Annotated in this window: 23 protein-coding genes; 4 read left to right on the top strand and 19 right to left on the bottom strand. The window is 58.5% G+C overall.

The window, feature by feature from the left end:
- Nucleotides 1-8 precede the first annotated feature (8 nt).
- Both METFOR_RS04680 and METFOR_RS04675 read left to right on the top strand, forming a co-directional pair.
- Nucleotides 9-356: an MTH938/NDUFAF3 family protein gene (locus tag METFOR_RS04680; RefSeq protein ID WP_015284958.1), complete on the top strand. Its 348-nt coding sequence runs from the start codon at nt 9-11 to the stop codon at nt 354-356.
- Between the two features lie 71 nt (nt 357-427).
- Nucleotides 428-814 carry a VOC family protein gene (locus tag METFOR_RS04675; RefSeq protein ID WP_015284957.1) on the top strand — a complete coding sequence of 129 codons (387 nt, stop codon included), beginning with the start codon at nt 428-430 and terminating at the stop codon, nt 812-814.
- A 39-nt stretch (nt 815-853) separates the two neighbouring features.
- Here the strand turns inward: METFOR_RS04675 and METFOR_RS04670 are convergent, their stop codons facing one another.
- The 4 genes from METFOR_RS04670 to METFOR_RS04655 are packed head-to-tail and all read right to left on the bottom strand — an operon-like array spanning nt 854 to nt 3,849.
- The gene (locus METFOR_RS04670) at nt 854-2,032 is read right to left on the bottom strand and encodes an energy-coupling factor ABC transporter ATP-binding protein (protein ID WP_015284956.1); all 1,179 of its coding nucleotides are present in this window, start codon (nt 2,030-2,032) and stop codon (nt 854-856) included.
- 9 nt (nt 2,033-2,041) lie between these two features.
- Nucleotides 2,042-2,830 (bottom strand): cobalt ECF transporter T component CbiQ, encoded by a 789-nt coding sequence (gene cbiQ / locus METFOR_RS04665; protein ID WP_015284955.1) that lies wholly within the window; start codon nt 2,828-2,830, stop codon nt 2,042-2,044.
- A gap of 3 nt (nt 2,831-2,833) precedes the next feature.
- On the bottom strand, nt 2,834-3,157 hold the full coding sequence (locus METFOR_RS04660) for an energy-coupling factor ABC transporter substrate-binding protein (protein ID WP_015284954.1): 324 nt from the start codon (nt 3,155-3,157) through the stop codon (nt 2,834-2,836).
- The gene (locus METFOR_RS04655; RefSeq protein ID WP_015284953.1) at nt 3,157-3,849 is read right to left on the bottom strand and encodes an energy-coupling factor ABC transporter permease; all 693 of its coding nucleotides are present in this window, start codon (nt 3,847-3,849) and stop codon (nt 3,157-3,159) included. The genes METFOR_RS04660 and METFOR_RS04655 overlap by 1 nt, the downstream gene beginning before the upstream one ends.
- Before the next feature lie 175 nt (nt 3,850-4,024).
- Between METFOR_RS04655 and METFOR_RS04650 the strand changes: the two genes are divergently transcribed.
- The gene (locus METFOR_RS04650; protein ID WP_148277597.1) at nt 4,025-5,209 is read left to right on the top strand and encodes a pyridoxal phosphate-dependent aminotransferase; all 1,185 of its coding nucleotides are present in this window, start codon (nt 4,025-4,027) and stop codon (nt 5,207-5,209) included.
- Between the two features lie 172 nt (nt 5,210-5,381).
- Nucleotides 5,382-5,804: a nickel-responsive transcriptional regulator NikR gene (gene nikR / locus METFOR_RS04645; protein ID WP_015284951.1), complete on the top strand. Its 423-nt coding sequence runs from the start codon at nt 5,382-5,384 to the stop codon at nt 5,802-5,804.
- A gap of 62 nt (nt 5,805-5,866) precedes the next feature.
- Here the strand turns inward: nikR and tsaA are convergent, their stop codons facing one another.
- The 15 genes from tsaA to METFOR_RS04575 all read right to left on the bottom strand — a co-directional run bounded on the left by tsaA (nt 5,867) and on the right by METFOR_RS04575 (nt 20,194).
- Nucleotides 5,867-6,274 (bottom strand): tRNA (N6-threonylcarbamoyladenosine(37)-N6)-methyltransferase TrmO, encoded by a 408-nt coding sequence (gene tsaA / locus METFOR_RS04640; protein WP_015284950.1) that lies wholly within the window; start codon nt 6,272-6,274, stop codon nt 5,867-5,869.
- Between the two features lie 16 nt (nt 6,275-6,290).
- Nucleotides 6,291-6,971, bottom strand: coding sequence for an FmdE family protein (locus METFOR_RS04635; protein WP_015284949.1), 681 nt, complete (start codon nt 6,969-6,971; stop codon nt 6,291-6,293).
- A 23-nt stretch (nt 6,972-6,994) separates the two neighbouring features.
- Nucleotides 6,995-7,768, bottom strand: a complete 774-nt coding sequence (locus METFOR_RS04630) for an ABC transporter ATP-binding protein (RefSeq protein ID WP_015284948.1) — start codon at nt 7,766-7,768, stop codon at nt 6,995-6,997.
- Nucleotides 7,765-8,835 carry a FecCD family ABC transporter permease gene (locus tag METFOR_RS04625; RefSeq protein ID WP_015284947.1) on the bottom strand — a complete coding sequence of 357 codons (1,071 nt, stop codon included), beginning with the start codon at nt 8,833-8,835 and terminating at the stop codon, nt 7,765-7,767. Before METFOR_RS04625 ends, METFOR_RS04630 begins: the two co-directional genes overlap by 4 nt.
- A 12-nt stretch (nt 8,836-8,847) precedes the next feature.
- Nucleotides 8,848-10,026: an iron ABC transporter substrate-binding protein gene (locus METFOR_RS04620; RefSeq protein ID WP_015284946.1), complete on the bottom strand. Its 1,179-nt coding sequence runs from the start codon at nt 10,024-10,026 to the stop codon at nt 8,848-8,850.
- A 285-nt stretch (nt 10,027-10,311) separates the two neighbouring features.
- On the bottom strand, nt 10,312-10,539 hold the full coding sequence (locus tag METFOR_RS14480; RefSeq protein WP_052310761.1) for a hypothetical protein: 228 nt from the start codon (nt 10,537-10,539) through the stop codon (nt 10,312-10,314).
- Nucleotides 10,536-10,805 (bottom strand): hypothetical protein, encoded by a 270-nt coding sequence (locus METFOR_RS14475; RefSeq protein WP_233504448.1) that lies wholly within the window; start codon nt 10,803-10,805, stop codon nt 10,536-10,538. The genes METFOR_RS14480 and METFOR_RS14475 overlap by 4 nt, the downstream gene beginning before the upstream one ends.
- A gap of 163 nt (nt 10,806-10,968) precedes the next feature.
- Nucleotides 10,969-11,472 carry a hypothetical protein gene (locus METFOR_RS04610; protein ID WP_015284943.1) on the bottom strand — a complete coding sequence of 168 codons (504 nt, stop codon included), beginning with the start codon at nt 11,470-11,472 and terminating at the stop codon, nt 10,969-10,971.
- Between the two features lie 687 nt (nt 11,473-12,159).
- Nucleotides 12,160-12,645 (bottom strand): hypothetical protein, encoded by a 486-nt coding sequence (locus tag METFOR_RS04605; protein ID WP_015284942.1) that lies wholly within the window; start codon nt 12,643-12,645, stop codon nt 12,160-12,162.
- Nucleotides 12,646-13,680: 1,035 nt separating this feature from the next.
- Nucleotides 13,681-14,802 carry an adenosylcobinamide amidohydrolase gene (locus METFOR_RS04600; protein ID WP_015284941.1) on the bottom strand — a complete coding sequence of 374 codons (1,122 nt, stop codon included), beginning with the start codon at nt 14,800-14,802 and terminating at the stop codon, nt 13,681-13,683.
- Nucleotides 14,803-16,176: a cobyrinate a,c-diamide synthase gene (locus tag METFOR_RS04595; protein WP_015284940.1), complete on the bottom strand. Its 1,374-nt coding sequence runs from the start codon at nt 16,174-16,176 to the stop codon at nt 14,803-14,805. It lies immediately after the preceding gene.
- A 1-nt stretch (nt 16,177) separates the two neighbouring features.
- Nucleotides 16,178-17,212 (bottom strand): ABC transporter substrate-binding protein, encoded by a 1,035-nt coding sequence (locus METFOR_RS04590; RefSeq protein ID WP_015284939.1) that lies wholly within the window; start codon nt 17,210-17,212, stop codon nt 16,178-16,180.
- On the bottom strand, nt 17,209-17,958 hold the full coding sequence (locus METFOR_RS04585; RefSeq protein ID WP_015284938.1) for a sugar phosphate isomerase/epimerase family protein: 750 nt from the start codon (nt 17,956-17,958) through the stop codon (nt 17,209-17,211). The genes METFOR_RS04590 and METFOR_RS04585 overlap by 4 nt, the downstream gene beginning before the upstream one ends.
- Nucleotides 17,955-19,250, bottom strand: coding sequence for an ABC transporter ATP-binding protein (locus METFOR_RS04580; protein WP_015284937.1), 1,296 nt, complete (start codon nt 19,248-19,250; stop codon nt 17,955-17,957). The genes METFOR_RS04585 and METFOR_RS04580 overlap by 4 nt, the downstream gene beginning before the upstream one ends.
- Nucleotides 19,247-20,194: a FecCD family ABC transporter permease gene (locus tag METFOR_RS04575; RefSeq protein ID WP_015284936.1), complete on the bottom strand. Its 948-nt coding sequence runs from the start codon at nt 20,192-20,194 to the stop codon at nt 19,247-19,249. The genes METFOR_RS04580 and METFOR_RS04575 overlap by 4 nt, the downstream gene beginning before the upstream one ends.
- Nucleotides 20,195-20,206: the final 12 nt, after the last annotated feature.

The following is a 20,206-nucleotide window of genomic DNA, read 5'->3' as shown; positions in this document are numbered from 1 at the left end:
GGATCTGCATGCGATCGGAATTCGGATGGGTCGAGATCGGCGGCACCCGCTACGAACATGATGTCATCATCCATACCGACGGCTCGGTCTCAAAACGGAAGAAGAAACTTTCAAAGCCCTGGGCAAGTGAGTTCGGGCACACGCCGCTCTCGGCTGAAGAACTCGCCTTCCTAAACGAAGAGACCCCAGAGGTCGTTTACATTGGCACCGGCCAGTACGGGGACCTCCCCGTGACACCGAATGCCGCAAAACTGCTCGCGGAGTATGAACACATTGTCCGGCCCGTGCCGGATATCATCCCGCTGATCGCAAAGGAGCAGCGGAAGTATGCTGCTGTGCTGCACGTGACGTGCTGAACGGATAGCGCACGACATGGGGATTGGTACTATCCCAATAGTAAAATACATTTTCCGGAATACTAATTCCCATGCCAAACATCGCCTATTTCGAGATCCCGGCCAACAATGTCGACCGCGCAAAGCACTTCTACAAGAACCTCCTCGGCTGGATGATCGAACCGATCAAAACCCCGACGATGGACCTCAAAAGCATGGAGGCAATCCAGTACAACGAGATCACGCTTGGCGAGCCAACGCTCGGGACCATCAACATGGGCGGGCTGTACAAGCGGCAGGGAGACGAGACTATCAAGAATTACGTGATGGTCGACGACATTGACAAGGTTGTTGCGAAGGTTGAGAAACTCGGCGGGAAGATCGTCATGCCAAAGTTCATGATCAAGGGAGTCGGGCTCGTTGCGGTCCTCCAGGACACTGAGGGGAACGGCTTCGGGGTCTGGACGCCGAAGATGTGAGCGGGACAGTCCCGCACCCCCGCTCCGTTTCTCATCCCTTCAAGATAACCGGTCTGTCGTTTCCAAGAGAGCGACGGAAATGACATTCCCGCTCTCCTTGCAGTACGCCTCCACCCGTTCCGTAACCCGACCCACCATGCTCCCATTCGTGAGGATGAGCGAGTCCTTCCCTCGCAAGGCACGGAGGATGCACTTGTCGATGACCCCGTAGGTGAACTCCAGCGCAACCTGCTCCATTGCAGCGCACTGCTTGGCCCGCGTGCCCATGGCGCCAACGGCGATGCCGGGATGGGCCTGTACCCAGAGAGGGGTGGTACCTGGGGCAATCGTATCAACATTACAGACCGTGATCGTGCCCGGCGCCGGGTGGCAGCAGGATCCACGAGCCTGGCTCTCGATGATGTGAACCATATCAAGCACACTCCGGGGCTTTCGCCCGGGAATGAAAAAACCGCGCTTCTCCAGTTCCGCCGAGAGTTCGAGCAGGGTTGGGACAGAGAGATGAGCCATGCGGACGAACTTCGTGTTCCCGAACGCCACGTCCGGGATGTCCTCCTTGATGATCTGACCGTCTGCGAGGAGGATGACCCGATCCGCCCACGGGTACGCGAGCTCGACATCGTGCGTGGAGATGACAATGGTCTTGCCCTCGTGGTTCAGCTCGTCAAGGAGTTCCATGAGGTCTTCCGAGCCGGACGGGTCGAGGCCGCTCGTGGGTTCGTCGAAAACCAGCACGTCCGGGTCCATTGCGAGCACGCCGGCGATGGCGACCCGTTTCTTCTCCCCGCCCGAGAGCTGGTGGGGCGGGCGGCGCTCGAAGCCGGCAAGGCCCACGTGCCGGAGGGCGGTCGTGACGGACTCCCTCACCTCTGCTTCGGAATACCCGAGGTTTGTCGGCCCGAAGGCAACGTCCTGGTATACGGTCGGGGCAATGATCTGCCGGTCCGGGTTCTGGAGCACGAACCCGACTTTCCGCCGTAGTTCACGGAGCGATGCCCGGTCGTATTCCATCGGCCTGTTGTCGAAGAGCATCATCCCGGAATCCGGGCGGATCATGCCGTTGAACATCTGGAGGAGCGTGGACTTGCCGGCGCCGTTCGGGCCGACCAGCGCGATCTTCTCGCCCCGGCGGAAGTGGAAGCTGATCCCCCTGATCGCCTCCTGCCCCCGCGGGTAGCGGTATCGGATATCACGTGCTTCTAGGACAATGCTGCTCATGGTTCTCTCCTACAGTAAGGTCATACCCTGCGTTGCGACAACGGCTGCCGATGCCGCGATCAGGAAGAGGGCGAGGGCGGCAAGCGGCCGGAGTTCAACCGGGCGGTTCTCTCCGAGAAGCGCGAACTTCCCGTCATAGCACCGGGCGTCCATGGCCCGCACCAGGTCGTCGCCCGCGTCCCAGCTCGCAATGAACGCCGACCCGCAGAGCACCGAGAAGGTGTGGACCGACTCCTTCCAGCCCGAGTAGCCGAGACGCATCACCTGCGCATGGTAGATCTGCCGCACCTGATCCAAAAGGAAGAAGATGGTCCGGTAGATGATCATCGCAAGGTCGATGACAAAATCCGGGACGCGGGCCTTCCGCATGACCACGAAGAGGTCGGTCATGGGCGTTGTCAGCGCGATGAAGAGGAGGGCGGACATGCCGCCGATCACCCGGCAGAGGACAAAGAACCCGGTGTTGATGCTCTCGCGGGTGACCGAGAGCGAGAGGAACGGCAGGGGGTCCCAGTTCCAGAACACGTGCTCCCCACCGGAGATGAGGACAATGACTGCCACGCTCATCAGGGCAAACCAGAGCGGGACGAGGAAGAGTTCCGCGTAAGTCCGCAGGTCAACGCGGGCGAGGGTGAGGATTGCCGCGGAGAGGACAAGCGCGATGAAGAGCGGGGCCGCGTAGCCGGTCGAGAGGAGACAGAGGACAATGGCGGAGAGGCCTGCCGCAAGCTTGAGCCACGTGCTCGTTTCGCGCAGCCCATTTGTCTGGGCAACGTCCTCCAGCAGCTCCTCAAACATAGCTTACTGGTTCACCTTTGCATCACTCAAACCTTTCCGCTGGCCAAGCCAGTACCCGAAGACCCCGCCAACGAAGATTCCGCCGATGGCTGCCTGGAGGGCGAAGAGGCACGACTCGATCTCACCGCTTGGCGGTTCCCACTGGGGGATGAGCGGCGTGAAACTCTCAACGTCCTTCCCCGAGAGCTCCGCGATCAAGCCCGATCCCACGTTGTCGGAACCGGCGAACTCGGCGCCGGTCATGGTCGAGCTTGTGTAGAGGAAGACTGCACAGAAACCAAGGATCGCAACGACCGCAAGGATCTCGAGAGTGTAATTCTTCGCCATTATGCCTCACCCCGTGCTGCCGTGATTTGTGCTTCGGAAAATATCTTCATCCGGATGAGGATGTCGGGCTTGAGGGCGACGATGTACTTGAACACGAGGGCAAGCACAACTCCTTCGACAATCGCAAGCGGCACCTGCGTGACGGCAAAGATCGCCATGAACATGACAAACGAACTGGCAAACCCGCCCACCTCAGCGGGATAGGCAAGCGCAAGTTCAAGCGAGGTAGTCACGTAGGTGAACATGTCCGCGAGCGCCGTTGCAAGGAAGACTGTCAGGTAGATATTGACCGACGTATCCTTTAAGAGCCGGTAGATGGCGTACCCGACAAGGGGGCCGACAATACCCATAGAGACGATGTTTGCCCCCAGAACGGAGAGGCCGCCGTGGGCGAGGAAGAGGCTCTGGAAGAGGAGAACGATAGCGCAGATCACGGCGGTGATCCACGGGCCAAAACAGATAGCCGAGAGACCGGTGCCGGTCGGGTGCGAACAGCTCCCCGTGACGGACGGGAGCTTCAGGGACGAGAGGATGAAGATAAACCCGCCTGTAACGCCAAGCAGAGGCAGCGCCTCGCGGTCTGCGTTGATGACCTTTTTGAGCTGCCAGATACCGAGCATGAGGCAGGGGAGGGCGACAAGCCACCAGATTACGCACCACTGCCAGGGTAAGAATCCTTCCATGATGTGCATGATGATACAGGATCAATTTTACTTGCATTAAGTAAATAAAACTTGCTTAATTGGTGCACCATCTCTCATGAACAACATTGCACAAGGGACTTTTCCGGGGCATCATGCACGATGGGTGGGGCTCCGGGAGACGAATCCTCTCATTATATTTTCCGGGCGTGCGAACCGGATCGGCATGCAGAACAAGAGAGCCGGAACGGGGAAGGGTAAGGCCCCCTTCTTTACCACCCACCCGTCCCGGGCCGACACGTTCACTGAATCCGTTATCCGGGAGATGACCCGGCTCGCCCTGAAGCACAACGCGATCAACCTTGCCCAGGGATTCCCCGACTTTCCCTGTCCTCCCGGACTGAAGACCGCGGCCTGCGAAGCCGTCAAGGATGATATTAACCAATACGCGATTACCTGGGGAGCAAAAGACCTCCGCGAGGCGCTCGCACGGCGGGTGAAGACGTTCAACAGGATGACCTTCAATCCCGAGACGGAGATCACGGTCACCTGCGGCTCGACAGAAGCGATGATGGCCTCGATGCTTGCCATCATCCAGCCGGGCGACGAGGTGGTTGTGCCGGAACCCTTCTACGAGAACTATGGCCCGGATGCACAGATCTCGGGCGCTGCCCCGCGCTATGTCCCCCTTACAGACGACCTCTCCATCGATGAGGAGAAATGGAAGTCCGTGTTTTCAAAGAAGACCCGGGCCATCATCATCAACACGCCCAACAACCCGACCGGCAAGGTATTTTCCAAGCAGGAACTCTCGTTCATCGCCGACCTCTGCATCGAGCACAATGCGGTTGCCATCACGGACGAGATCTACGAACACATCGTGTATGACGGGCATAAACACGTTTCGATCGGGTCACTCCCCGGCATGGAGGACCGGACGATCACCATCGGCAGTTTCTCGAAGACCTACAGCGTGACCGGGTGGCGGGTCGGCTATGCTCTTGCGGATGCTGCGCTTACGGACCGGATCCGGAAGATCCACGATTTCCTGACCGTCGGCGCCCCCGCACCCCTCCAGCGGGCCTGCGTTGCCGCCCTCGACCTGCCGGAATCGTACTACAAGGAACTTGCCATGGAGTACGACCGCAAGCGGCAGATCCTCTATAAAGGCCTGAAGAAGGCCGGGTTCGCCTGCGAACTCCCCGAGGGTGCGTATTACCTGTACACCGACATCAGCTCCTTTGGCATGAGCGACACGGACTTTGCCCGCCACCTGGTGGAGACGGCAGGAGTTGCGGCCGTGCCGGGAAGCTCGTTCTATGCGAACGGTGGCGAAACGAAGCTCAGGTTTACGTTCTCGAAGAAGGATGAGACGCTCCAGGAAGCATGCAAAAGGTTAGAGACCCTTTAAGGTTCATATACGAGAAGAATCCGAAGGATTCTTCGCTGTGTCGGGATCTGCACCGGGGGATCCCCAGCCTGCCTGAATCGGGTAACAGAATGTTACCAAGTAACACTTTTCCCAGCTTTTTTTTCAAAATGTTGAAGAACTATCAGCAATCATACAATCATCACTGATCACTATGGCCATGGAAGACGATCTCTCCCGCATCGGCATCTCGCTGCCGAAGAACCTTCTTGACCGTTTCGATGAGATCCTGAACTACCGCGGGTATTCGTCGCGATCGGAAGGGATCCGCGACGCCATCCGCACCTACATCACGTATTACAAGTGGATGTCGGATGTCAAGGGCGAACGGGAAGGCGTCATCACGATGGTGTACGACCACGAGCAGCGGAACCTCCTCTCGGCTATCACGGAGATCGAGCACGAGTATCACGGCATCATCAAGGCCTCGCTCCACTCCCACGTCACCCATGAGCGGTGCCTTGAGGTCATCCTGGTCCACGGCGATGGCAGCCAGCTCAAGGCGCTTGCCGAGAAGCTGATGTCCCACAAGGGCGTCGAGTCGGTCAAGCTCACGACAATTGCAATCGAGAGCTGATCAATCCCTGTTTTTAAGAGATTCTTCCCTTACATGGGACGGGGCGCGGGAATCCCTTGCCTTCACTTCCCGACGCTGTCAATCTCCGGTGAATACGGCTTGATGTCCAGCACCGGTGTGCCATCAAACGCATCGAGCCCGCGCACGGTTAGGATGCCCTCTTCGCAGCGGATGAGATCGACGAGTGACAGCGCAACAGGATTGGGCCGGTTCGGGGACCGGGTTGCAAACACGCCGTGCTCGATGCCCTCATGCGGGGGCGTTGCCACGAGAACGCTGCGGTCCGCCCGGTCAAACCACAAGAGGACAAAGAGATGAGACTTCTTCCCGATATCCTTCAGTCCTTCGCGGTACTTGTCAGCGATGACGATCTCCGAGACCATGGCGGACAACCGTCCCTGCCGCGGTGCGTCGCCCTTCACCTTGTAGGGGGATCGTACGAACCCGATCGGCCTGAGTGTCAGATCCATAGCGGTCTTCCCACAATCATTTCTTTGCCGGGTGCGTTCCTTCAGCGCACGGGATGCAGACGCGCTTCCCGTCTACGACTCTTGTCTTTGCATCGGCCACCGGTTCCCCGCAGCATTCGCAGGTTATTGAGGCGAAGATCCGGGCCTTCTTCGGGGCATCCATGGTGATCTTTTCGATCTTCAGGACTTTCTCCGCAGGGGCATGCAGGAGGTCCACGGTGGCCTTGTGCATGAGAGCATGGAACCGCTCCGATTCCTCTTCTGTTGCGGTGCCGCCGAATACCTTCTTGCGCAGCTCCATCATTTCCGGGCTCTCTGACGTATCATTGCGACAGAACGTGATCCGGACTGCCTTGCCGTCCTTGCGGTTATAGAACGTGAAGGCATGCTTGCCATAGTCATGGATGATGAGGTTGCCCTTGCCGGCCGTTGTCCCGGCAATGACCTGGATGGCATCGACCCCGCAGGCATCGGTCTCGCAGATGGCGACAAGATCCTCGTCCTCGGGACGGGAGACACCGAGAGCTTCCATGGCCGCGGTTGCCGCACGGTAGCCGGACGCAAGGCCCGGGCAGGAATGGCCGTGGAAGCGGATGCAGTCTTCAAACGTTACTGTCTGCGGCGCACCGTGGTTGTGATGGTGGTGCCCGTGATCGTGGTCGCCTTTGCTGTCATGATGGTGATCGTGGTCGTGCATGGTCTCACTCCATTGGTTCTCTCTTATATTGTTTTACAGGCACCGGGGATCACGCACCGGATTCCGCCCAGTTCGCCGATCATGACCGGAAGACCGTACACATCTTCGATGACCGAGGGGGTGACGATATCGTGGCTGCCGTGGATATGTACTCTCCCGTTCTTGATGAAGATGAACGTGTCGGCGAACCGCAGGGCCTGGTTCAGGTCGTGCATGGTCATGATAGCCGCAATGCCGTGATCACGGACAACCTCGCGGATGGTGGTCAGGATATCGACCTGGTTCTTCAGATCAAGGTTGCTCGTGGGCTCATCGAGAAGGAGCACACGCGGCTCCTGGACGAGCGCCCTGGCGATAGCAACTTTCTGGAGCTCGCCGCCGCTCATCTCGTCGATGTACGAGAGGCGGAGCGCCTCCATGCCCAGTTTTCTGAAGATCGCATCAACGATAGCAAGATCGCGGGGAACAACATCCCAGCCGATGTGCGGCCGGCGGCCGAGGAGGACAGCATCAAACGCGGTCAGCCGCCCGGTCTCGACCCGCTGCGGCACGTAGCCGACCCTGCGGGCAATCTCCATGGTTCCGAGGTCGAGCAGGTTCTCCTCGTCAAGCATCACAGTGCCTTCCCGGGGTTTCAGGATGCGGTTTAAGCATTTTAAGAGCGTAGTCTTCCCCACGCCGTTTGGGCCGAGCACCGCGATAACCTGCCCCTGCTCGATCGAGAAACCAATCTGCTGCAGGACATCCCGGTTCCGGTACATGAATTTCAGTTCATTTACAGTCAGCATCTTTGTCATCGTTTATACCCTCTGAATAACAGGTAGATGAATACGGGCGCTCCCAAGAAAGCCGTCAGGACGGCAACCGGGAGGATATACGGCGCAACAATGATCCGGGCCACGGTGTCCGAGGCAAGGAGCAGGACTGCCCCGGCAATAGCCGAACCCGGGATGAGATAACGCTGGTCATCGCCAACAAGCCTCCTCATCATGTGCGGGCAGACCAGGCCGACAAACCCGATAACCCCGAGCAGGGCAACGATCACTGCCGATATGACCGCGGCAACCGTCATCCCGGCAAGCCGGACCCTTGTTACGTTCACGCCAAGCCCCCGGGCCGTCTCATCGCCGGCATCGATGGCATTGTAGTTCCAGCGGTTGGCAATGAAATAGAGTGTCCCGGCCCCCACGACAACAACCATCAGCGGCAGCATGTCCCACGTGGCCCTGCCGACATCGCCAAACGTCCAGAAGACGACAGCGGCAAGCTGGGCATCGTTGGAGAAATACTGGAGGAACATGACACCCGCAGAGAAGAGCGAGGAGAGGGCGACCCCGGTGAGGACCATGACTTCCGGGGACGCCCCCTTAATGTGGGAGATCGCAAGGATGACACCAGTCGCGATCATGCAGAAGATGAAGGCAACGGTGGTAGTGAGGTAGGGATTGGAGATCGCAACCGGGCTTGCCACCGTTGACTGCATGGTCCCGGCGCCCAGCACGATCACGGATACAGCGGCACCGAATGCACCTGCGCTCGATATGCCCAGCGTGAAGGGAGAGGCGATCGGGTTCCGCAGGATGGATTGCATGGCAACCCCGGCAATGGCAAGGCCGATCCCTGCGACAACGGCCGCGATTGCCTGGGGCAGCCTGACGTTCCAGACGATTCTGTCCCACTTATCGGAAGACGAGATGCCCAGCAGTGACTGGACAACGTCGAGAGGGGGGATCGCTACCGCCCCTACGGATATGGCAAGGACAAAGAAGACGAAGACAAGGATGAGCCCGAGGAGGATCCACCGGACCTTGCGGTTCAGGTAGGCACGGTAATCCTCCGGAACCGTTCCCTGATTCAGGTGCATGGCTGCCCCCGCTCATGACGTAAGGTTTATCCTCGTGAACCCGAGCTCCCTGTATTGCGCGTTAAGGGGAGCAAATGCGGGTTTCCCGACAAACTTCGTGTAAATCTCGTCTGCTTTTACCTGCGGGTCGACATCCGAGAACCGGTCCGGGTACAGGGTCTTTCCGATGAAATAGGCATCGGCAAGGACGGTCTCGTAGTTGACACTGTAGAAGTTGTAGGGCAGGACACCATACACGTTCCCGCTCTTCACCGCGGCAAGGCCGGCATAGGCCGGGTTGGTCTTCAGTTCACCAATGGCCCCTTCGTTGTCGATCTGGATTGTTCCCACGTCAATGAACAAGAACTCCGGGTCACCACTCACAATGACCTCTTTTGAGATGTCGGCATGCTGGGTGTCAGACCCGGCGGCAATGTTCTTTGCATGCACCCAGATGAAGGGCGGGTATGCCGGCTCGGTCGAGATAATTCCATGCGCCCCTGCGGAGCTGACACCGCCGATGTACACGCTCTTCTGCTGATCCACTGGGATATCCTTTGTTCGTTTCTCAAGGTCTGCTGTCACTTCTTCGACATAGGTGATCAGTTCCTCGGCACGGGCATCTTTTCCGAGTGTCTTCCCCATCAGCCGCAGGGCAGCATAGAACTCTGCTTTTTCTGCATCTGTCCTGAGGGAGCCGTACGGGAAGGCTACCACCGGTATACCGGTCTTGTTCTGGAGTGTGTCTGCTTCAGGGCCGCTGGTCGCATAGGTGGTGCCGGTCGAGCCGGTCTTGAAGACGATCTGAGGGCTGATACCAATAATTTTCTCCGGATCGTCCTTACCCCTCATCTCCCCGCTCAGGGGCAGGTTCTTGAACTGGGGGTTTGCAAGCGCATATGCCCGGCCTTCCTGTACCTGGGCTTTCTTTTCCTGGCTGTCCACACCGACAACCATGTCCTGCGCCCCGAGATAAACAACATACCGGAGGCAGCCGGAGCCCGAGCAGACGATCTGCGTGGGATGTGCCGGGACCGTTACGGTCCTCCTGAAGCCGTCCGTGATAGTGGCTGTCCCGGATGCTGAAGAAGATCCCAGGGCAGTCGTTGTGGTACCAGCCGAAGGGGAGGCAGTTCCCGTACAGCCGGCAAACGCGATGCACGCCCCGATCAGGATGGCGGCAATCATGATAACTGCACACGATTTTTTCATACGAACCTTAAGAATATTAAGATCAGATGTTATTAATGTATGATCATATGATATTTTGGTATGCTGAATAAGAAGAAATGTAAAATCCCGTATGATGTTTTCCCGGGCATATATCACTCAGTCCTTTCGTTTTGCGGGACTGGTGCCAGGGAGAGATAATCCTTTTTCCCGGATCCGTACGAAAACCGGGATGCCGGTTATTCAAGAGATGACAGGGGAGCATTAAGGGTCACAAAAAACCGAAGAAGAACAACGTTCTTCGACTTGCTCCCCGGTCTTTTTTGTCTATGGCACGAGACCCGCGAGAATCTCCTCCATCTTCTGCGCCGTTACCGGATCGACCATCTGTACCGGCACGAAGCCGGCGGTGGCGAGGAAGAGGGTCCAGAAGACCTTCTTTGTCTGTTCGTTCTTGCCGAATGTTTCCAGATCCGAAGAATTGCGCGAAGTGCAATTTGAGGATGAGAAGAATTTGCAAGAATTCTTCGAAACTGCGTCCGTGTCCGCTTTCATGGCGTACCGGATGAACCGGGGCACAATTCGAAGAACGCTGTCGCATTCTTCTCATCCTTCGGGGTCTGAAGAACCCTCAGGAAGATGAAGAGCGGCGGGAAGAGCATGCCGGCGCCGATGAACGCAAGCGACAGTTCCGTCCGCCCGGCAAACCACACCCCCGCAGGGACCGCGATGGTCCCTGCAAGGAGGCAGGCTATGAAGACCTCGCCGAGGCAGAACCAGGTCCGGTACCCGGCCGGGTCAGCCAGCATGTCTTCATCCATCAGCTGCTCCGCGGGGTCGAACATGCCGATCGCGTGAAGTACACCTCAGCAGAAGGTGTGGAGGGGTTAGAGAGGGGTGGTGACATTACCACCCTCCAGAGAGATGACCGGAAACGGGAGGGATTTAAGAAATATCTCTCCCGCGGTCATCTGCCCCCAGTGTTCAGGCTAAGGCCGTCACGCCGTCGGCCCAGGTTTCGATCTTCGTGCGGATGGCATCGTCCTCGTAACTGGAGATGGTCACCTGCTGGCGGGAGAAGTTCACCTGGTAGAGTTCTCCGTTGGGATCGTGGCACTTCAGGGTTGCCGAGAAGTTGTCGGAGGGCGAATCGTGAACCGGTGTGCCGGCATGCGCCGTGTTATTGGCGGTGTTTGCGAGCACAGCAGCGATCCCGGCATTGTAGCCAGCCATCGTATTGTAGCTCTCCGAGCCTTTCCCCACCGACCGTGCATCGTTGTCCTGGTACACGAACCGTGCCGTGTAGGACTCCTTTGTCTTCTCAACGGGCGGGTGGTTCATCCCCCCGCTCATGTACGATACACACCCGAACGGGTTGTTCGAGATTACGTTCTGGACGATCGTGTTGAATGCGTCCACATCAGCGATCGGTGCCGCAAGTCTGCGGGCCGCGCTCTTTACGTTGGTGTTCTGTACGAAATCTGCCATTTGTTGGTTCCTCCTTTTTGTTTTCTGACTGGTTCGAAGAACCAGGAAGAGGAGAAGAAACCGTAAGGGTTCTTCGACCTGTTCGAGGCTCATCTGTTTTCTGTGTCGCCGGGGCCCCTTTGACAATTCGAAGGTCGGCTGATGCCTCCCTTCTCATGTCTTCGGAGTTCTCCGAACTCCTCCGACAAATAGCATTGAAGCTGGGGATATAACCGATAATTTGGGGGGTATCGATCCGGGGCGATTGTGAGGGGGAAACTGGAATTTGGGCAGCCCGGCGCGGATTGGCATTGATCCGACATCAATCAGGCATTTTTTGGAGAAAATAACGGAGATTTGACGTTCTTGGGAGTGTCGAAGGTCATCAGACCTGATACAGGAGAAGAGCCGAAGGCTCTTCGATTCTTCGCTTCGAAGAACTCTATCGAGTTCTTCTCATCCTTCTGGTTCTGATGAACCAGTCGGACCCCGCCGCGTGGGCATCCCCCGCGTGGCGATGACTCGGCATTACCTGTTAAAATCGAAGGGGATTTGCATGGAGGTAATACGGAGGAATCATCAGCGCCCACGAGTCGAAGAACGCTTCCGCATTCTTCTCCTGCTTCGGGTCTTATGACCCTCAGCACCCCCGGGGGGCGGGCTGGCGCAAGGGGGGCGTTAGATAAGAGTCCCAAAAAAGGAGGAAGATTATTCTATGGACTTCGGGAAGTCCAGATCGAACCGCAGACCACCAGGGTACACAATGTAATACCTCCAGCCGCAGGCTGGGGAGTATACCCAGATCATGATCCGGTCCTTCACCCTCCCCGCCATGCTGCGGAGGTAATCCACCTTATCCGTATAGATCTCGCGGAGCCGTGCAGCGCTCGGTACAGGCAGACGTGACCGCAGGGCAAGGATCAGCAGCGAGCCATTCTGCTTCATCCCGATGATATTGATCGGAATCGAGGGCTCGCTCAACCGTACCGGCTCATACCCGTACGTCCTGAGCAGATCCATCGCCTCGTACACGATCGGATACTTCCGCATCCGGCCCGGTTGTGCATTCTCTACTGTCACATCCATAGGGGGATGGACGATCACCTCGGGCTCTTTCTTTTTCTGTACGATCTCTTGGGGCTTCCGGTGCTGTACCTGCAGAGTAGGCTTCTGTCCGGCCTTCTTCCCTCTCACGGAGGGGATCCTTGTTTTTCCTGCGCGGGAGACACTGCGTGGTCTCCCTTCGGTCTTTTTTGTTGTGCTTATTTGTACCACTCCTGATTTTCATTCCATCGCATCCCCTGCAAGTCCCCGGTCCAGAATACATCCTTATGATCCCGTCATGGGGATCTTCCCGGAGACTCCTGCCTCGATGGTTGCTTTCCCACAATACCCGGAGAAGCACAACACGGACACCAGTCAATGCCACATCCAAACACCATGACGCAGATGGTGAAATTCATCCCGTCAAATCGGCTCTTGTCAGTATGCAGACTTCGTGCGGTACTTGTGATTATTTTCTTTTATCCAGTAAACTGTATATATAATACTAGGATGGTGGAGGTTAGATGGTTTTTATCCGGCAACCTGAGAGCTGATATCTTTGCGCCAGGCTGGAGAAGGAACGACGCACGGAGAAAGGGGAAATTATGATTTTTTTCAGCAGGGTTTTCAGTGCGGTGAGCCCCTTTGGAAACCGGAACAGCAGGATGGGTACCTGACCCGGGATGAGGCAGGGGGGTATGATCGGTTTGAATCGCAACAAAAGGGGGGCAGGGAAGTGACGAACAGGTCCCCCACCGTAAATCTGTCACAATGCGACGTACACCCAGCCGGGAGTGTCGTGACACATTTTTGGAGCACATCGCATCGCGACACGATACATTGTCAGATGGGACATATAGAGTTTCTAACGCAATCATCTACCGGTCGTGATGGCCCGTTCATGCAAGATTTTTCCCTGGCTCATCAAGTCCATGGGAATGTCCAACTGGGGAGTGTCAGGTATACCCCCCCTGACCCCGGGTGGGGGATATGATCGATCCGGAACGCAAAAGGGGGAGGGGTGTCCGACAGACCCCTCTTTTCGTTCTGCCCCCCAAGATCCTGCCAGGAGGACCAGTGGCACTGTCCCAACAGTAAAAAAAGAGTTGCCGGAGTACACCCCAGCATACCAAACATTGCCTATTCTGATATTCCGTCTGACAATGTCGACCGCGCAAAATACTTTTAAAAAATCTCCCCTGCTGGAGAAGACTGCCTGCCCGTCACAATGCCACAGATAACACCTGCGAGAACGCACAGGATATGACCATTCTGATCATGGCTTTCCCATGAACACCAGACATCCTGGCACAGGATACGTTCGATTGTCCCGATTGCATCCGTCTCACGTATCAGGCCCCAGGCTGCCTCATCAACGATATGCAGGACTGCGGCAATCCCGGCAATTGCGGCAGGATTTCCTGACCATGACACCAGTGCAAGACGAAACGATTCCCGTTTTCCGGGATCCCACAGACTGCAGCGTTTTGCATGCTCCCAGAGACATTCTTCCGTCACGCCAAACCGTGACAACCGTACCAGCACATCCCGCTGCGATTCGGCCGAGAGCCCGGTCTCCTTCTCCAGTGCTTCAGTCGTTGCCCGGATAACCGTCCTGCCGATCAATTCGCCGAGTTTCGCGTGCTTCCCGGCATCGGTGAGATGGAACCGGGATCCGGGATCGGACACGATGGCGATCATGTCGGTACCGGAGCCGGTGGCGATCCCGCAGGAGTACAGGCTCCGGGCCATCAGCTGCTGGAGGGCCGCAGCCTTTGCCTCCGATGCTGTCATCAGGGCCCGGGCCATCGCGTGCTCCGGCAGATCTGCACCGATGACGAGGATGGTGTTGATGGTCCCGCCGACCAGCTCAAATGAGTCCCCGTCCTCGTAATACGATGCAGGATCACCTGCCCGGCCGCCGTTCTTGTCGATGCCTGCCGTCACGATGGCAGTGACCGCGAGGTCCCGAAACTGTTCTGTCATAATTGCGGTATTCCTCATCTCCGCCCGGGTGACCAGGCCGGTGACTGTCTCCGGGTCGAACCCGAGACCGCGGGCAACCCCTTCGAGGTATTCCCGCACGCTCCCGCCATTATGGCAGGACTCGCATGCCTCAAGCAGGATCTGGTGATTGAAGACTGCGTGGAGATCCGTGCGGTAACCGCCATTCAGCCATGATGTGGAAAGAACCGAACGCGGCCCTGTGAACCTGACCACCAGAGAAGCCCCGTAGTTTTTAACCTGCTCGTTGCCCGGCAACACGGCCATCATAGTTTCCGGCAGGCCGACCCTGTCAGCTCCCATTCACGGGTTCCTCCGGAACACTTCAGCTGCCGCAACAAACTGTTCGCAGAAGGAGTCGCTGAAATAGGCATGAGTGTACGCCCCTACCGTGTTCTGTTCGGTCAGCCCGTCGTTCCCGTCACGGATCCCGGTCCCCTGCTTTAAGTGCAGGGTAAACCGGGCGTCCCGGTCGCATTCCGTCCGGGAGAAATGGAACTCATGGCCAAGGACACGGGAGCCACCGGCCCAGAAACCGACGGGATTGGAAAAGGTTCCTTTCACATATCCCAGGGCCTGGATCCGCGGGGTCAGTTCCGTACAGGCCGGAAGAATACCGGCCATCTGATACTCACGATCGGTGGTGATGGACCTGCCCAGATACATCAGGCCGCCGCACTCGCCGTACACCGGCATGCCCTGATCAGCAAGCCTGCAGATGGCATGCCTGCAGGGAGAAGCTTCGAGCCTGTCTGCAAACAGCTCCGGATATCCCCCGCCGAGATAGAGAGCATCCATCTCCGGTAACGCATCGTCCATGGGCGAGAAGAACCGTAGCTCTGCACCGGCACGGACGAGTCGGTCAAGGTTGTTCTGGTAGTAAAAGCAGAACGTATTGTCGCGGGCAACACCGATGACAGCGCGTTTTTCTCCTTTTGGACGCATGGCAAAACCCGGATCTGCAAGCGGCGGAGCACCGCGGGCAATAGCAAGGATTGCATCAAGGTCGCACGATTCCCGCACAACCTGCCCGTACGACTGCATCGCGTCTGATTCGTGAGCCATAACAAGGCCGAGGTGGCGGCTCTGCACCCCGGGCCCCTCCTGCCGGGAGATATAGCCAAGGGCAGGGACGAACTCTTCTGCCGCGATCATATCGCGATGCTTTGTCGTAGCGAGCCGGTTGAAGATGACCCCGACAATCCTGACCCGGGGATCGAAGTCGCGGAATCCGCGGACAACGGCGTGGATACTCCGGGCGGAAGCAGCGGCGCTGACAACCAGCACGACCGGGGCAGTGAGGATCCGCGCCACGTGAGCCGTACTGCTGAAGTCAGAACCATCGATCCCGTCAAAGAGGCCCATTGCCCCCTCAACAACCGCGATATCCGCGCCCGCAGATGCGATTACAAAGGTCTTGAAGACCCCCTCCTCTCCCATCATGAACGGGTCGAGGTTCCGCGATGTCCTGCCGCAGATCCGGGTATGATGGGTGGGATCGATGAAGTCCGGGCCGGTCTTGAACGGCTGGACGACAAGGCCGCGCTCACGGAGTGCACTCATCAGGCCGCTTGCAAGGGAAGTCTTGCCACAGCCGCTCTCCGTTCCGGCAATGACGAGCCGGGGGATTTCGGTATTGATGCCGTCCTCACCAAAATCCCTGAACGCCGTATCCATGTTACCGTCTCCATTGTATCAGGCACACGAACGCGGCGATGAGCAGGACCGTACCTGCTGCACAGAACCCCGGCGTTCTGGTGGTCGGGACCGCCCCTGCCGTTCCGCCTGTCCCGGTTCGGGTCATCTCCCGAATATCGGCTGCCACCTGTTCGGTCGCGTCCACGATCCGCGGGCCTGCCCGGCTGATAGCATCGGCGTTCACGGCATATACCCGGTGGTTCTTCACCGCAGAGAGCGAGGCATACTGCGGGCGGGTCATGAAATCGTCGAGAATTACATCCCGGGTCGAATTATCCATGCCGCCGCCCCCGCTGACGATTATGATATCCGGGTTCGTTACAAGGAACTCCTCAAGGGTGACGGTGCCCCACCCGGATATGCCGGCAAAAGCATTCTTCCCACCCGCATGTTCGATCACATCGTTCTGGAGGGTATTGTTCCCGCTCACGTACAGCGGGTTATTCCATACCACGTGCGCAATGGCCGGGCGGGTGCCTGCCGGCCGCTCTGCAGTCCCCACGGCCGCGAGGCGCAACGAGAGGTTCGCAGCCAGCCGCTCTGCCTCCGCATCCGTGCCGGTCAGGGCCCCGACCATTCGGATATCCCGGATCATGTCATCGATGTTCCGGGGCGCAACGACCACCACGTTCAGGCCGAGCGCCCGAAGCCGGGCTGTCGTCTCTGCCGGGGTGATGTCCGATGCGATGACCAGGTCGGGCCTTGCAGCCGAGACCTTCTCGGTGCTGATGGAGGAATACCCCCCGATGCGAGGAACGGTGTTCACTTCAGGGGGATAGTTGCAGACATCTGTTATGCCCACGAGGCGGCCGGTCAGGTCGAGGGCTGCAAGGATCTCGGTGTTGGAAGGGGCAAGCGAAACGATCCGCTGGGGCGTTGCATTGAGCGTGACAGTGGTCCCGGCATCGTCGGTCACTGCAACAGCCGATACCGGCAGGACACAGCAGGAAACGAGCAGCAGGGCAGCAAGCAGAGCTGCCCGCGGGTTTTTGAAGGGTGAAGTTCGTGGCATCATGACAGGGTTCCGTTTTTGCATGAGGAAAGGTACGTGAGGCTGCGGTCCGCGGCAACCAGTTCGCGGGTCTCAACAACAAGGGTTGCATGGGATGGGACCAAATTGAGGAGGGAGGGAAAGTCGATCGTGCCGCTGCCGCATGCATCATGGTCATCGTTCGTTCCGCCATTGTCGTGAAGGTGGACATGGCAGCACTGTCTGGTGGCAAGGAACGCATCGAGGTTCCCATTCAGCCGGGCATGGCCGCAGTCGAGAGCAAAACCCAGGCCGCGCGAATCCAGTTCGGGGAGGAGGGTGGGAGTCCGGAAATGGCAGCATTCCCACGAGCCCATGTTCTCGACACAGGCACGGACCCCGTGCTCCTCCTGGAGGTGGGAGAGATCGTCAAGCGAACGAAGCAGGGAGGTAAACGACCGGTCACGGACCTGTTCATACACGGCATATCCCGGGTGGACAACAAGGTGCCGGGCGCCGATAGCAGCACAGGCTGCCATCACGTCGCCGAGAACGGCAACCGAGAATTTCCGCATACGTTCGCTGACCGAGGCGATGTTGATCTCGCTTGTGGGCGCGTGGACGGAATATGAGCAGGTATAGCAGCTGCATACTCCGGGATCCGCGAGAATATCGTGGGGCCCGTCCGCTACGATCTCGACATGGCCCGTGCGGGGGGCGAGAGTTTCAAGCGCTGCGTCCAGCGGACGGTCCATGCAGCAGAATGTTGAGAGAAAGAACGGGCTTGTCATGGTGTATTCCCCGAAGATCGCGGGGGGTTACCGATATTCCCTTCCAGGATTACAAGGATCCCGTCACAGGTCCCGGTGCAGGATGCCCCGGCAGTACAGAGTGCAGCATAGGCGGCAGCCGCCTTTCCCCGGGTAAAGTCGTACGACGAGAACTCCCTGCCATCCGGAAGGTGGATAACGAGGCGCCCGGGTTCCATGCTCTGGAGAATTTCGAGGACCGGGTAATTACCGGCACCGACAGGATGCACAGAAAGGACAATGCGATCGGCCTGTACCACCAGCCGTTTGAGTTTTTCCAGGGCATGCGCCGGGATCTGCGAGAAGGGGAGGACGGGGATACAGGGGATCTCCAGCGCTTTTACAACAGCATAGTCCGAATCGGTTGTTGCGAGGATGCCGGCCGAAACGGCGTACCCGTTGTGGCAGAGGACCCGGAGGAGATCGCCCCCGCTTCCCCCGCCGGAGATGACAAGTACCTTTTGTTTCTCCAGAGAACCGTCACCATTATTCCGGGTATCGAGCGGTACGAGGATGGTCCGGCCTGTTGCCGGGTGCGAAGTGGTGACCACTTCGGCCCCGTAGACTTCCCGCACATTTTCCGGTGTCAGGACATCCCCCGGTGCCCCGTCAGCAACAATATGCCCGCCCTGGATCATCAGGAGCCGGTCGCAGTACTGCAGGGCGAGGTTGAGGTCGTGGAATACGCCGACAACGGTCCTCCCGGAACGGGCAAGGTCCCGGACGAGCGTGAGGATACCAACCTGGTGCGCGAGGTCCAGGTGGGACGTGGGCTCGTCCAGCAGGATCACCGGTGTGTCCTGCGCAAGGGCCCGGGCAATGAGCACCCGCTGCCACTCGCCCCCGGAGAGGGCGCGGATCGACCGGTCCTTCAGGTGAGTGATGCCAGTCCGGTCAAGGGCACGGTAACACCGGGCATAATCGTTGGGAGAGAGTGAGGCAAACCTGCTCACCCGTGCATACCGCGACATCAGGACAACCTGCATGACCGTGTACGCGAACGGCCGGTCCTCGTCCTGCGGGACAAAACCGAGCGCCACGCCCAGCTCGGCCGGGGTATACCCGCTGACCGGCCTGCCGTCCAGTTCAAGGATCCCGCTAGAGGGAATAACGCGGCTGATCGCGCGGAGGAGGGTAGTCTTTCCCGACCCATTCGGTCCGATAATACCGATGAAGGTGCCCTTTGCAAACGAACAGGTGACGGAACTGACGATCTCCTTTCCATTATAGCCGGCAGCGAGGTTCTCTGCATTCACCGGAACGTGGCTGTTCATGATACCTCCCCCCGCCGGTAGATGAGCCAGATGAAGAACGGGGCGCCGATGAATGCGGTGATGATCCCGACCGGCAGGTCGGAGAAGAATGTCCGCACGATCGTATCCGATATCACCAGCAGGATCCCGCCGCCAAGAATGCTTGCGGGGATCACGACGCGGTTGTCCGGGCCGAGCAGCAACCGTATGATGTGGGGGGTGACGAGCCCGATGAAACCGATAGAACCGGCAATGGATACTGCACCTGCGACAAGCAGTGCGCTGCCACCAAGCACGGTCCAGCGGGCGCGGGCTGCATCGATCCCGAGATGTGCGGCGGTCTCCTCGCCCAAGGAGAGCGCGTTAAGGTCGCGGCCCATGACGAACAGGAGGAGCCCGGCCGACACAAGGAGACCAGCTGCAAGAATGGCATCGGACGACGATGCATTCCAGAATCCTCCCATGAGCCAGAAGACGATCTGGTGGACATTCTGGCCGGCAACAGCAATCATGAACGAGAGGACGGCGGCGAGGAAGTACGAGACCGCGATGCCGGTCAACAGGAGCGTCTCTGTTGCGATAACCCCTTTGCGGCCGGCAATTCCCCAGACGATCAGGATCGCGATGATCGCCCCGGCAAAGGCAAAGACCGGTACGAAGAATCCGCCAAAGAAGACGATGGCAAGGGCGGCCCCGAGCGCTCCTCCGGAGGATGTGCCGAGGATATAGGGATCGGCCATCGGGTTTTTGAAGAGTGCCTGCATAGCCGCGCCTGCGACTGCCAGACTTCCCCCGACAAAAAAAGCAGCAAGAACGCGGGGGAGCCGGATGCCCCCGACGATGTTTGCGGCTCCCGGTGCGGTTGTGACAAAGCCGAAACCGGCGGGGCCGGTGAACGTGCAGACAATGATGGTCAGCGCTGCTGCGATGATGAGGCCGGTGATGACCGGAATTGTCCGGGTCACGGGAGATGATCA

It is taken from the genome of Methanoregula formicica SMSP, assembly GCF_000327485.1.
GTDB lineage: Archaea > Halobacteriota > Methanomicrobia > Methanomicrobiales > Methanospirillaceae > Methanoregula > Methanoregula formicica.
This window is presented reverse-complemented; position numbering and strand designations above follow the sequence as displayed.